Here is a 13,591-nt window from a genome sequence, read left to right as displayed (position 1 = left end):
GGCTTAGGCCCGTTTTTTTAATATTATGTCCCCGAAATCAGCTGATAGAGCCAAGGTAAGGTGGTTGCCAAAAGTACGCTTACAGCCAGTCCGAAGAGCAACTTCATAGCATCTTTACTGACATTGCGTGAAGTCCGGTGCCGGTTTACTTCAACCAGGTGCATTGACATGGCAAACTCACGCCCGGCCAGGAGACCCAAAAAGACCCAAGTGGTACTCATCGGAATATTGCTCCATTCCTTGAACACCAGCAGAATAAAGGCATAGATAAAATCAATAATGGTGGCTGAGCGAATATCTGCTACACCTGTTTTGGTATCAATAATATTCTGGATTTTCCCGCCGCGCTGGTAAAAAATGACGCCTAGCAAAATAATAAAGACCGAAATGGCAAATATCATAAAACCAAGAGGAACCACACGGGGAACATAGACAAAAATATTGGCCAGATCCTGAATCAGCCATTGGCTCCATAAAAATGCAGTCGAGACCCATTGCAGACCAATCCAGAATTTGGGAGTAGGATGATGCCGGGTCTGGCTAAAATAAACAGAGATTCTTTTAATAACAAAACGATAAACCAAAATTGCCACAATAAAAGCCACTGCATAACCCATCATTGATTTGGTCAGCATTGAACCCAGACTGCTTGGTGAGAAAATAGTAAGAACCAGAAAAGTAGTACTGACCGGAATACCGTAGCGCGTAAGCAGAATCAGTAATATGGGAGGAACTATATATAACCAGGTAATTCCTTCTTCAGGAAAAGGAATAGTTTCCAGACGTCCATAGGAAGCATCGCCGATACCCGAAGTCCACCAGCCATACATCAGCACTACCGCTAGAATACTGCTGGTATATAGCCATAGTACCCACCAGGGACGATGGGCATTGGATGAAATAAACGTACCTAAGGTTTGTGGCACATCATTTCCGACAATTGAATAAGCTGCTAGACAGAAGCCTACAATCATAAAAATTTCGATTGTCATAGAGGTCAGGATTCTCTTGAAGAATAAGTATCACGACTGCCCCAAGCGGTCGGCTGTGACAAGATTATGACATTTTTATTGCAGCTTCATGACATTCTGATGACGAGAATTTTTTGAGAAATTTACCTTTAAAGAATAAATAAAATATTTTAATGTGAGGCTTATTTGCAAATTAATCATTACTGAGAAAGTACAGAGCACTACAGGACTTTTATTCTAGATTCGATAAACTATCAAAAAATATCATTATTTATAATATTATGGCTGTTACCGCTGAGCATCAACCTGTACAAGCTGAATACCGTCTTTTAGTTTTTTTGGTATCGATCGGCTTCTTCATGCAAGGTCTGGACACCACCATTGTCAATACGGCAATTGCGTCAATGGCCGAGCAGCTGAATGAAGACCCGCTCAAGATGCATAGTGTAGTGGTGGCCTATGTACTGGCCTCAGCAGCCTGTATTCCACTAAGTGGCTGGTTGGCTGACCGTTTTGGTGTGCGCAATACTTATCTTTCAGCCATTGTAATTTTTACCCTAGCTTCACTGGGCTGTGGTCTGTCTGAAAACTTGAACCAGCTGTTGTTTTTCCGGGTAATTCAGGGCGCTGGTGCTGCTTTACTTTTGCCCATCGGCCGGCTATCTATGCTGAAAATTATTCCGCGTACACAATTCCTCTCAGCCATGAGCCTGATGAGCTTGGCAGGGCTGCTTGGGCCATTGATGGGCCCTACTCTCGGTGGCTGGTTTGTTGAAGCATTTTCATGGCACTGGATTTTTCTGATTAATGTTCCGATTGGTCTGCTCGGCTGTATCATGACCTTTAAAGCCATGCCGAATGTCACCGAAGCCAATGTCAGTTCATTTGACTTTAGTGGTTTTATTCTGCTTGTGCTGAGTATGGTCGGTATATCACTGTCTATTGAAGTGATTTCTAATGAAAACTACTCCAATACCTTAGGCTGGATATTATTTGCTGTAGGAGCCATCGCTATGATGGCATATGCTACGCATGCACACTGGCATCAGAATGCCCTGTTCCGTAGCAGCCTGTTCCGAAAAAATCCTGTATTTTCAATTGGAATATTAGGTAACTTTTTTGCACGGCTCGGTGGAAATTCAATTCCCTTTGTATTGCCGTTAATGTTACAGGTTGCATTTGATATCAGTCCGCTACAGACCGGTCTGATGATGATTCCACTGGTTTTGGGTTCCCTGATTTCTAAACCACTGATCAGGCCGCTGATTTCAAGATTTGGTTATCGCCGTTTTCTTATTGCCAATACTTGTCTGGTCGGTTTAACTATTGCCAGTTTTGCCTTGACTACTGCCGATACACCCATCTGGTTAAGAACTTTACATTTTCTGGTAATGGGTCTGCTTAACTCCCTGCAGTTTGTATCAATGAATACTCTGACCCTAAAAGATTTGCCCCAGCAGGATGCCAGTAAAGGTAATAGCTTTCTTTCCATGATTCAGATGGTCTCCATGAGTATCGGGGTAGCGCTGGCTGGTACACTGATTAATATTTTTAGTAATTACTATGGTCCAGTTGATGTTAGCAAGGCCTTTCATTCTGCCTTGATCTGCCTGGGTCTGATCAATATCTTGGCAGTGCTGATCTTTTGGCGTGTTCCAGATGAAAAGCAGATACAGCCGGAGTCCTGAATTTGACTCGAACTTTTAGTAGAAGCAGTTTATGCTTAAGCCTTCTGCCTATTACCTGCTAAGTTATGCCTCAGACTATTTCGCCAAAAATTGCCTGGTCATGGATGCTGGCCGTTGTTGGAAGCCTGCTGCTACTGGGTTTAGTACTGCTGAGTGTATTTAGCAACCGGCCACAGGCGGGAGAAGAATTCCCTGTTCAGGGTTTTGATGTTTCGCATCATCAGGGTGATATTGACTGGAAGCAAATTTCTCCCAAGCGCTATCAGTTTGTCTATTTAAAGGCGACAGAAGGAGGAGATTTTCAGGACCGTAAATTCCAGCACAACTGGCTGGCTGCACGCGAACAAGGCTTACGCGTAGGCGCCTATCATTTTTACCGCCTATGCCGTAATGGCGCAGTACAGGCCGATAATTTTATACAGACTGTACCGCATAAAGCAGACGCGCTTGCTCCGGTAATTGATCTTGAATACGATAGTAACTGTATTAATACCTATACCAAGGAGCAGTTACTTAAAGAAATCCAGCTGATGCATGACCGCCTGAAAACTCACTATGGCAAGCCGCCCATATTTTATGTATCCAAAAACTTTTATCATCTGGTACTAACCGACAGTTTTCCACATACCCCACTCTGGATTCGTGATTATGATGGAATGCCCGAGCTGAAGGATAAACGTGCCTGGAGCTTTTGGCAGTACAGCCGTCAGGGGAAAATTAAGGGAATTCCCAAACCGGTAGATTTGAATGCCTACCGGGGCAGTCCCGCAGAATGGCAGCGTTATCTGAAAAATATCGGTCTGAGTCCTGAACTCTGATGCGCAAGATTATTCATATCGATATGGATGCATTCTATGCGTCAGTTGAGCTGCGGGAGCGGCCGGAACTAGTACATTTGCCTGTGGTCATTGCCTCCCACCACCCTCGTGCTGTAGTGGCGGCCGCTTCTTATCCAGCCCGCAGTTTTGGTCTGCGTTCAGCCATGTCGATGACTCAAGCAAGAAAATTATGTCCTGATGTGTATGTGATTGAGCCGGACTTTGCTAAATATCGGGCTATTTCAGCCCAGATACATCACATTTTTCAGCAATACACTACGGTAATTGAACCGGTTTCACTAGATGAAGCTTATCTGGATGTCACTGAAAATCTGAAAAACCTGCCTAGTGCTACGGCTGTAGCAATGCAGATTCGTGAAGATATTTTTAAAACACTTCATCTGACTGCTTCAGCTGGCGTCGCTCCTAACAAATTTCTGGCTAAAATTGCTTCCGACTGGCACAAGCCTAATGGCATTTGTGTAATTAAACCTCATCAGGTTCAGGCTTTTATTCAAGACCTGCCCCTAAAGAAAATCCCGGGCGTTGGTAAAGTCATGCAGCAAAAACTGCAGCAGTTAAAGCTAGATACCTTGGGAGACTTACAGCAGGTTGAAGAAAGTCTTCTTATTCAACATTTTGGTAAATATGGCCGGCAGCTTTATCTCTATGGCCAAGGGATTGACCATCGTCCGGTAGAGGCCAATCGACAGCGCCAACAGATTTCCAAGGAAATTACCTTTGATCGAGACTTAAGTTTGCAGGAATGTAATTCTTACTGGCCAATACTGGTTGAAAAAGTCTGGCAATCCCTCATCAATAAGAATCTGGTTGCCTGCGGGATCAGTTTAAAACTGCGACTTAAAAACTTTCAGACCCTGCAACACAGTAAAAGCTTCCGCCTGCCACTACGCTCTGTACTAGAGTTTGCCCAAGCCGTAGAGCTGCTGCTACAAGAAATGCATATTGGTGAAAATTCACTGTTCCGTCTGGTTGGTGTAGGCGTATACCAGCTGCAACAAGCACAACAGGAAAACCAATTGAGTTTATGGTGAGGTCCATTTCTGGTTACTCTTTCATCAACCGGAGAAAAATCCAGCAACTTGTGCTCGCTTTTTCTATAGATTAAGGTACTCTAGACAGTGCAGTACATTTATCCATGTACTTTGAGATGCTAGAAATCACCTTTACTTTTAGCATGCTGTCCTGTGATTGGCGTGACGATCAAATCCGAATGTTACAGGGCAACTCGACAGTCAGGGTATAACATATAAAACTGCACAATATTTTCTTATAATTCCTCTCATTCATTTTTTGTTTTTAATAATTCGATTTTAGTTTACTTTTCATTTCCAATTTTACTGAGAAATAGCTGCATGTTATGGTAACTCATCATTCATGAATTAAATGTCGAGTAAAACATGCCTGTACAACGTCTGCATACCACTCCACGCTTTAGTGAGGTGACTATTAGTGGCCAACTGGTACATTTGGCCGGTCAGCTGGCTGAAGATACCCGTCTAGATATACAGGGACAAACACGCCAAACACTAGAGCTGATTGACAAGCTACTGGCTGAGGCAGGTACAGACAAATCTCATATTATGTCAGTACTTATATTTCTCAAAGATATTGAGCAGGATTATGCTGCCATGAATGAGGTATGGGATGCTTGGGTACCAGAGGGTGCCGCTCCACCACGAACCTGTGTTGAAGCTAAACTTTATGCTCCAGATGTATTGGTTGAAATGACTGTTACGGCAGTTTTACCCTAACCTCATGATCAGCAGAACAGGCACCTGACGTCTGTCGGGTGTCTTAATACAGTTTTATAGAATTTATTAAAAATAACAGCTTAATTTTACTAATACTGTCTTACACAGTCTCGGTAGTGCATAATATTTTCAAACTGGGGAGAGCGGGAGGAAGCTACTCCTGCTAGCGGCAGCTTTCCCAAAAAATCAGAACGAAGCTGCTCATATTCAGGTACACCTTTATAACGCACCACTTTATAACCTGCCGTTTCAAGTAAACTACACTGATAATGCTGATATTTTAATTTTTTTAAACTCAATGCATCATCAATTTCAATAATTGCAAAAATTTGGCTTTCTCGATCTAAAATCACAAAGTCAGCAATCATATGCTGATATTTTATACGGGTATGATTATATTTAGTGGTGAGTAATGTATCGAAAGAAACTTGAGCCAGAATATAGTAGTCTGGTAATACCTGTTGCAGGCGGTTAAAAGTCAACTGTTGGGCAGGACTGAAAATTGCACGGCGTTTGAGCGCACTATCATATTTGTCACGGGGCTTGAGTCTGTTAAAGAGCATGACTGCTACAACACACAGTGCAATAAGGCCTGCTATAATCAGGTAAAACATAATAATATTAATCCTTTAATCTATTTTTATAATCAGCTCGGTTTATAACCGCTTTATTCTAGTTAAAAATTTAAAACTCACCGGTCCAACTTAAATGATTTTGGCAGTAAGAGCAAGTCAGTTGGTCATATTCCTGCCTATCTGTTTTATCTTAAATACATATAAACAGTAGGCAATCTATTTATACAGTTTTTTCTTTACCGAATGTTATCCGTATCGGAATTATCGAGTGTAAAAATAAAGGCACCGAAGTGCCTTGATCAATTAATGGGGAGTTTTGAATTTACCTTTACGCTTATTCTTGGTCAATTCAAAAGGGCGCTTCTCACCTGTTTCACGTGGCGGTAAACCTGTATGCTGGGTCAGCATCTGCCCTTTTTTCGGCCGCTGGTTCTGCCCCTGATTTTGTCCTTGTCCTCTCACACCGGTAACACGTTTTTGTGAATCTCCAGCTACTGTCGAGTTCTTTTTGCGCGCCGATTTATATTCGCCCTCAATCCCTTGCGGCTGATAGGTTGGAATCAGATGCTGTTTGGAATTACCAATCAGATCCTGACGCCCCATTTCTTTTAAAGCTTCACGAAGCATTGGCCAGTTATTTGGATCATGATAACGCAAGAAAGCCTTGTGTAAGCGGCGACGCTTTTCACCTTTTACAATATCAACATCTTCAGTATAACGTGCCACTTTTGCCAGTGGATTCTTACTGGTGTGATACATGGTCGTTGCCGTCGCCATAGGTGACGGATAGAAAGTCTGGACCTGATCGGCACGGAAACCATTCTTTTTCAGCCAGACCGCCAGGTTCATCATGTCATAGTCAGTTGTACCCGGATGCGCAGCGATAAAGTAAGGTATCAGGTACTGTTCTTTACCTGCCTCTTTACTAAAGCGGTCAAACATCTGTTTAAAGCGGTCATAAGTACCAATACCAGGTTTCATCATCTTCGATAATGGACCTCTCTCAGTATGCTCTGGTGCGATTTTCAGATAGCCGCCCACATGGTGCTGTACCAGCTCTTTCACATATTCGGGATTGAGTACGGCAAGGTCATAGCGCAGTCCCGAACCGATAAGAATTTTTTTAATTCCTTTAATCGCCCGTGCTTTGCGGTAAAGCTGAGTCAATGGAGCATGGTCAGTATGCAGATTCTGACAAACGCCCGGATAGACACATGAAGGTTTACGGCAGTTTTTCTCAATTTCAGGGTCTTTACAGTGCAAACGGTACATATTTGCAGTAGGGCCACCTAAATCTGAAATAATACCTGTGAAGCCCGGCGCGGTATCCCGAATCTTTTCAACCTCACGCAGAATTGATTCTTCCGAACGGTTTTGAATAATCCGTCCTTCATGCTCTGTAATTGAGCAGAACGTACAACCTCCAAAACAGCCACGCATGATGTTTACCGAAAACTTGATCATATCAAAAGCCGGGAAGCGTGCATCGGCATAGGATGGATGTGGCAGACGTGCATATGGCAGGTCAAATACATAATCCATTTCTTCAGTAGTCAATGGAATCGGCGGCGGATTTAGCCATACGTCACGCTCACCATGCCGCTGCACTAGTGCACGCGCATTGCCAGGATTAGTTTCCAAGTGCAGAATCCGGTTAGCATGGGCATACAGCACCTGATCATTTGCAACTTGTTCAAATGAAGGCAAGCGAATTACTGCCAGCTCACGTGGAGGTAACTTGTGTTTAATGGCTTTGGATGCTGGCTGCAATTGCACAATTTGTGTATCCGGTTCAAGCTGGTCCCCTTCACGCACGATCGGATTATGAACAATTTCTTTCTGGAAATTCTGATATTGGGTTAGTGAATTCCCCTTATCTTTTTCAATTTCACAGCCATCAATATCTTCAGTCATTACATACGGGTTAATGATAGGATCAACACGACCCACCGTATCTACGTCATTCGAGGCAATTTCGATAAACTGGGCCTTGGAGGCACGATTATGTTTATTAATAATAAATGCTGTACCACGAACATCAGTAATCTCGTGAATCTTTTCGCCTTTGGCTAGACGATGCACTACTTCGATAATTGAACGCTCACCATTGCCGTACATGAGCAGGTCAGCTTTCGAATCCATTAAGATAGAGCGACGGACTTTATCTGACCAGTAATCATAATGTGCAATGCGGCGTAGTGACCCCTCAATTCCGCCTAACAGGACCGGAACATCTGGAAAAGCTTCACGGCAGCGCTGGCAATAAACAGTTGCTGCACGGTCTGGACGTTTGTTAGGTACATTGTTTGGAGAATAGGCGTCATCTGAACGGATTTTACGGTCAGCCGTATAGCGGTTGATCATGGAATCCATATTACCTGCTGTTACACCCCAGGCAACATTCGGTTTACCCAACGCGCGGAAGGCATCGACATTGGTCCAGTCTGGCTGCGCAATAATACCAACCCGAAAACCTTGTGCCTCTAATACGCGTCCGATAATTCCGGACACAAATGAAGGATGATCAATATAGGCATCGCCACAGACTAAAATAAAATCGCAGCTATCCCAGCCGAGTTGATCCATTTCCTCGCGTGACATCGGCAAAAATGGCGCAGGTTCAAAACATGACGCCCAATATTTGTCGTAATCAAACAACGCTTTTGGCGCAGTCTGAGCGGTATAAGCAGTAGACATGGCTAGCAATTCTCGGCTGGCAGATGGAAGATCAAAAAAAGATCAAAGATGAAAGCCGATCATTTTAACATGAAACCTGTTCATCTTTCTTGACTATAAGAATTGTATAAACAAGGAGATACAATTTAGATCGGCTAATCTTTGTACAAAAACGATTTTTTGAAATTAAAATACTCATACCCGCAGTTTTGACAAGAATAATAAAAGAGGGTCAGCTACGGTTTAAACGTAATGAGATGATGAGACCGAGACCGAGAAACAGGGTAATTATCACCGTTAAACCACCCCAGCCCCAGTTCTCCCAAACCAGCCCGCCACTACTGCCTAATACGCTTGAACCCAAATAGTAGCAGAACAGGTAAAGTGAAGAGCCGACTGCTCGATACTGTAAAGCCTGTACAGATACCCAGCTACTGGCTGTAGAATGTGCTGCAAAGAAAGAAAAGGTAAAAATCAGCAGACCCAGCAATATGCACCAGATTGAGGGAATCAGCATAATCCATAACCCCAAGATCATACAGATAAACATGGCTGGTAAAACTTTACCCCGACCATATCTACGACCCCAACCTGCGGCCCGCGGTGAACTATAGATGCCTGAAAGATAGGCAATTGAAATCAGGCCAATCCAGGCCTGAGAGAGTTCAAACGGTTTTTCCAGTAAATGATAGCTAATATAATTAAAGACCGTTACAAAACAGCCCATCAATAAAAAGCCTTCTGCAAACAGGAGCCTAAGTCTTGAGTCTGACAAATTTTTGGTGAATGACTGCTTAAACCTCGAAAAATTGATCGGATAAGGCTTGAAGTGCCGTGAAGCGGGCAAGGCAATATAAAATACAATAGCAATGATAAGGTTAAGCACACCAATGATCATTGTGGCAGTTTGCCAAGAAATAAAATCTAGCAGTACACCTGCAATGAGACGACCACTCATGCCACCAATTGCTGTCCCTGAAATATATAGCCCCATGGCAAAGCCGACATCTTTTTGTGCAATTTCTTCACCGATATAAGTCATGGCTACTGAAGCAACACCACTTACAGCCAGGCCAATTAACATTCGGGTACTTAAAAAAACTTCCCAGTAAGGCAGAAAAGAACTGACCAGCAACAATATTGAGGTCGAAAATAGGGAAATTGCCATAACCTGCTTACGACCATAACGGTCTGAAATCAGTCCGGCAAACAACAGGCCAAGTGCCAGTGCAATAGTGGAGAATGAGAGCGGGAAACTGCTATGGGTCGGGCTGATAGCAAAGAACTTGGCAAGGAAAGGCATCATTGGCTGTACACAGTACAATGATGAAAATATGGCAAAGCCTGCCAGAAATAATGAAAGTAGAATAGCAAAAAAAGGTCGCGTCCCATACTCGATATAAGACTGCGACTCTACAGATTCAGACATAAAAGCTCCTTATGCCTGATGAGTATACGCCTGTTTAAATCAGTTTAAAGTGACTTGATTTTCACATAGACGAGCTTTACATATTTTTTCCAGACTAATATAAAGCTTTCGGCAACTGGATCTGGATAATTTCATTATCATCAGCAAGTTTAGCATTACGACCGCTCGACCCCGGAAAATTGTTATCATTTAATACGGTCAGGGTACGGCCATCTTCAATAACGACATCTTCTATAGTCTCAAATGGAAAAGCAAACTGTGTGCCTGTACCAATGTCTCCATCACGTACCGAAGTATAAAGCTGGTTCGGGTTTGCAATCTTAATTAAGTCCAGCAGTTCTTCACGCTCAATTACCTTGCCGGACTCACCCAGCTTGATCCTGATCAGCTTCTTATAGCCACCGAGATTATTCTGGCTAGCATCGCGCTCAATAATGATGCCTTCCTGATTATTAAAGAGCTGAAAGTCTCCAATCGCTGAAGCCTTGCTATCCAGCGTGAACAGATAATATTTTCCGGTATAGGATTTAGTCTTTAGATCAAACTGGGAAATAATCAATTGGCCGCTGGCATCACCTTTTAATGGTTTTTCCAGTAATGGATAAAGATATTGGCCATCCTTAGAAAGTGCCATGCCTTCAAATCCGCCACTTTGCTGAATCAATGGTTCGATATAGTTAATTCCTGCCTTGTTGAGCTGATTCTGTGGTGATCGTAGCTCCTGTCCTTTAACTAAAGGATGCGGAAGAGGAATAGGGGCATCAAGCAGTACGCCTTCTGCAGAAAAATGCAGTAAATAAGGTCCGAACTCATCACCAATCCAGTAAGTCCCATCGGCTACTCGCTGCATTGATTCCGGATCAAAATCCGCCCCAGTTAAAAGACGATCTGGTGTATTATTATTTACAATTTCAAAAGGAACCAACTTATTCGGATCACGTAGCTGGATAAAATCCTGAACAGACACCTGCCCTGTTCCCTTGGTCTTGGTTTTAAAATCAGGCTTAATTTTATAAATTCTTAGCAAATAGTCAGCTGAATTGTTTTGAGTCCCAAAACCATTATCTGACATGGCCATATAACTGCCATCATTATTTTTAACTGCAGCTGAGAAACCCTGTACAGGCTGCCCTTTAAAGGGCGGATAAATTCCATTAGCCCCCGATACGGCAGCGCCTGAGTCGGGGCCTTCTGCATAAGTTGAAACTGGAAGTTTGGCAAATGAAATCAGGGTAGGTACTGTAAGGGTTTCTGGTGAAGAGAACTGATCATGATCATCATCATTACAGGCGCTTAAACTGAGAGCTGTAAAACAAAGCAGAGATAGAAGTTTCTTATTCATCATATGTACTTATAAAAATTTTTATTCAATTAAAGCAATCAATTATGAAAATCTAACGACAATAAGATGAAAAGTTAATGACGATCTTATTACAGAAAATGAAATAGAGAAAATTATCTCCAGTCACATAAAAACTTGAGTATCTTTAAAATAATAAATTTCTGTCGTCTCTGGCTTAGAGGGAATAAGGCTTTCTACCGCTATAGTCTTTATCAGCTTTAAACTGATATAAAAATATATAGAGACAGAATATCTCTAATGTATAAAACAACAGTTATAAAGTAATAGACAGGAAACTTTTCCGGTTGTACCGAATGAGACTATCTAAACAGATAGGTAGAGCGGCCCGGTCAGGATGATCGGGCCGCTCTATTTTATTCTAAATATTTAATAAAAATAAAAAGCCTCAGTTGAGACTTTTTAATCACAGTTTTAGAGCTCTACAATGCGACGCGGTTTTTTAACCGGAATAACAGGCTCCGTTACCTCATCACTCATCGGTACAACTTTAATTAAAGCCACTGCTATTGCTCCAATGACTGCCGGTATAGCAACTGCAAGAAAATTCATTTTATGTGGTAATTCCATACCCAATAGGAAACCAATCAAAATCGGACCAACAATTGCACCAATCCGCCCAACTGCTGAAGCCCAGCCGATTCCAGTCGAACGTACTGCTAACGGATAGTACTGAGCAACATAACTATAGAGAAGAATACTGCTGCCAATTGCTGAAGCGCCCGCTAATGCTACCAGTAAATAAATTACGGCTGGTGGTGAATTAAATCCTAATCCAACCAAAGCCAGTGCCCCCATCAAGAACATTCCGATGATCACCGGTTTCAGATGGAATTTATCTGCCAGAATTCCCCCGCCAATCGTACCAATTACTGCCCCAATGTTCATAGACATCAGAAATATTAAACTGCTTCCCAGAGAGTAACCAGCAGCCATCATTAGTTTCGGTAACCAGCTACCTAATGCATATACCATAAGCAGGCACATGAAAAAACAGCTCCAGAACAGTAGTGTACTCATACCACGTCCCTGTCTAAATAAAGCTGCAACTGAGGCATCTGGAACTTTAACTTCATTTAAGACCAGCTGGGTCTGTAAGGTCATACTTTCCTGAGGCATAATCTTTTGAACAATCTTACGGGCTTTATCCTGCTGTTGTTTTTTAACCAGAAAAGTTAAAGATTCAGGCAAAAACTTCCATATGATTGGTAAAATCAGTAAAGGAATACCTGCAATATAGAACATGATCTCCCAACCAAAGGTCGGCGTAAACTGAGCCCCCAATAATGCCGCCATAATGCCGCCCATGGCATAGCCACTGAACATGGTAGTAACCAGAGTACTTCTTAATTTTTGAGGCGCATATTCTGATGTAAGCGCAACCAAGTTGGGTAGTACTCCGCCTATACCCAGCCCGGCAATAAAACGTAAAATACCAAATTCAGTCGGGTTTGAAGCAAAACCACCTAAAAAAGTAAATCCGCTAAATAAAGTGACACAGATCAAAATAACTTTTTTTCGGCCAATCTTATCGGCTAGCATTCCAAACAGCATTGCACCAAACATCATCCCCGCTAAAGCAGTACTGGCCAGCATGCCTGCCTGTACAGCAGTCATATTCCACTCTTGCATTAATAAAGGTAGAGCAACACCATTAATTGCCAGATCATAACCATCAAAAATGACAATAAATAAGCACCACAATACTATAGTCATATGAAAGGGCTTAAATTTGGCATGATCAATAACCGTATTGACATTTATTATGTTAGTTGACATTAGTTCTCACCTCCACTGTGAGTTTATAATTTCAACTAAAATGAATTATGATTCACTTTTTGTCTAAAACCCTAAAGGTATAAATACATACCCTAAAGGCATTAAAACGAAGATATGATATAAAATGTCAGCTTGACTTGAATAAAAAATCAACATTTAAATCAAAAAATTTAAAAAACTACCCAGTCTATATTTAAATTTATGAATTTTAACAGTTACTTAAGGATATAAGCCAAATTTATAAGACTAAAGAGATATTGAACTGAAAAATGATATCTCAAATTAACTATTATTTTATATAAACCCTCTAAGTATAAAAAAAGCCCCCTCGATGAGGGGGCTTTTTTGGAATAATGAGCTGGCGATGACTTACTCTCACATGGGTAACCCCACACTACCATCAGCGCTAAGAGGTTTCACTTCTGAGTTCGGGAAGGGATCAGGTGGTTCACTCTTGCTATGGTCGCCAGCACAACTGTTGATGGACTTGTTCGGGTCTGATTTAACTGCGGTGCAGTAT

10 protein-coding genes and 1 rRNA gene are annotated in these 13,591 nt (G+C 42.2%); 4 read left to right on the top strand and 7 right to left on the bottom strand.

What is annotated here, in order from left to right; translation table 11 throughout:
- Nucleotides 1–23 precede the first annotated feature (23 nt).
- Complete coding sequence (locus tag N518_RS0104640; RefSeq protein ID WP_005022905.1) at nucleotides 24–992, bottom strand: hypothetical protein; 969 nt, start codon at nucleotides 990–992, stop codon at nucleotides 24–26.
- A 260-nt stretch (nucleotides 993–1,252) separates the two neighbouring features.
- Here N518_RS0104640 and mdtD point away from each other — a divergent pair, with 260 nt between their 5' ends.
- The 4 genes from mdtD to N518_RS0104620 all read left to right on the top strand — a co-directional run bounded on the left by mdtD (nucleotide 1,253) and on the right by N518_RS0104620 (nucleotide 5,252).
- A complete protein-coding gene (gene mdtD, locus N518_RS0104635; RefSeq protein WP_005022903.1) occupies nucleotides 1,253–2,659 on the top strand; it encodes a multidrug transporter subunit MdtD in 1,407 nt (468 codons plus the stop codon).
- A gap of 65 nt (nucleotides 2,660–2,724) precedes the next feature.
- The gene (locus tag N518_RS0104630) at nucleotides 2,725–3,477 is read left to right on the top strand and encodes a GH25 family lysozyme (RefSeq protein ID WP_005017227.1); all 753 of its coding nucleotides are present in this window, start codon (nucleotides 2,725–2,727) and stop codon (nucleotides 3,475–3,477) included.
- Nucleotides 3,477–4,532 carry a DNA polymerase IV gene (gene dinB, locus N518_RS0104625; RefSeq protein ID WP_005022900.1) on the top strand — a complete coding sequence of 352 codons (1,056 nt, stop codon included), beginning with the start codon at nucleotides 3,477–3,479 and terminating at the stop codon, nucleotides 4,530–4,532. The genes N518_RS0104630 and dinB overlap by 1 nt, the downstream gene beginning before the upstream one ends.
- A 366-nt stretch (nucleotides 4,533–4,898) precedes the next feature.
- Nucleotides 4,899–5,252 carry a RidA family protein gene (locus tag N518_RS0104620; protein ID WP_005022898.1) on the top strand — a complete coding sequence of 118 codons (354 nt, stop codon included), beginning with the start codon at nucleotides 4,899–4,901 and terminating at the stop codon, nucleotides 5,250–5,252.
- 89 nt (nucleotides 5,253–5,341) lie between these two features.
- Here the strand turns inward: N518_RS0104620 and N518_RS0104615 are convergent, their stop codons facing one another.
- The 6 genes from N518_RS0104615 to rrf form a co-directional block, all read right to left on the bottom strand.
- Complete coding sequence (locus tag N518_RS0104615) at nucleotides 5,342–5,866, bottom strand: DUF2726 domain-containing protein (protein ID WP_005022895.1); 525 nt, start codon at nucleotides 5,864–5,866, stop codon at nucleotides 5,342–5,344.
- 264 nt (nucleotides 5,867–6,130) lie between these two features.
- Entirely contained in the window at nucleotides 6,131–8,524 is a 2,394-nt protein-coding gene (locus tag N518_RS0104610) for a YgiQ family radical SAM protein (protein WP_017400638.1), read from the bottom strand.
- A 211-nt stretch (nucleotides 8,525–8,735) separates the two neighbouring features.
- Nucleotides 8,736–9,932, bottom strand: coding sequence for an MFS transporter (locus tag N518_RS0104605; protein ID WP_017400637.1), 1,197 nt, complete (start codon nucleotides 9,930–9,932; stop codon nucleotides 8,736–8,738).
- 94 nt (nucleotides 9,933–10,026) lie between these two features.
- A complete protein-coding gene (locus N518_RS0104600) occupies nucleotides 10,027–11,277 on the bottom strand; it encodes an esterase-like activity of phytase family protein (RefSeq protein WP_005022887.1) in 1,251 nt (416 codons plus the stop codon).
- Nucleotides 11,278–11,706: 429 nt separating this feature from the next.
- Nucleotides 11,707–13,071: an MFS transporter gene (locus tag N518_RS0104595; protein WP_005022885.1), complete on the bottom strand. Its 1,365-nt coding sequence runs from the start codon at nucleotides 13,069–13,071 to the stop codon at nucleotides 11,707–11,709.
- 356 nt (nucleotides 13,072–13,427) lie between these two features.
- Nucleotides 13,428–13,542, bottom strand: a 5S ribosomal RNA gene (gene rrf / locus N518_RS0104590).
- Nucleotides 13,543–13,591 lie beyond the last annotated feature (49 nt).

The sequence above is a fragment of the Acinetobacter sp. UNC436CL71CviS28 genome, assembly GCF_000620525.1.
Lineage (GTDB): Bacteria > Pseudomonadota > Gammaproteobacteria > Pseudomonadales > Moraxellaceae > Acinetobacter > Acinetobacter radioresistens.
The sequence above is the reverse complement of the archived record's forward strand: the minus strand, read 5'-3'. Positions and strand labels throughout refer to the sequence as shown.

Coding starts and splice junctions, on each gene's coding strand:
- N518_RS0104640 (WP_005022905.1), bottom strand. CDS start 992: ATGACAATCGAAATTTTTATGATTGTAGGCTTCTGTCTAGCAGCTTAT.
- mdtD (WP_005022903.1), top strand. CDS start 1,253: ATGGCTGTTACCGCTGAGCATCAACCTGTACAAGCTGAATACCGTCTT.
- N518_RS0104630 (WP_005017227.1), top strand. CDS start 2,725: ATGCCTCAGACTATTTCGCCAAAAATTGCCTGGTCATGGATGCTGGCC.
- dinB (WP_005022900.1), top strand. CDS start 3,477: ATGCGCAAGATTATTCATATCGATATGGATGCATTCTATGCGTCAGTT.
- N518_RS0104620 (WP_005022898.1), top strand. CDS start 4,899: ATGCCTGTACAACGTCTGCATACCACTCCACGCTTTAGTGAGGTGACT.
- N518_RS0104615 (WP_005022895.1), bottom strand. CDS start 5,866: ATGTTTTACCTGATTATAGCAGGCCTTATTGCACTGTGTGTTGTAGCA.
- N518_RS0104610 (WP_017400638.1), bottom strand. CDS start 8,524: ATGTCTACTGCTTATACCGCTCAGACTGCGCCAAAAGCGTTGTTTGAT.
- N518_RS0104605 (WP_017400637.1), bottom strand. CDS start 9,932: ATGTCTGAATCTGTAGAGTCGCAGTCTTATATCGAGTATGGGACGCGA.
- N518_RS0104600 (WP_005022887.1), bottom strand. CDS start 11,277: ATGATGAATAAGAAACTTCTATCTCTGCTTTGTTTTACAGCTCTCAGT.
- N518_RS0104595 (WP_005022885.1), bottom strand. CDS start 13,071: ATGTCAACTAACATAATAAATGTCAATACGGTTATTGATCATGCCAAA.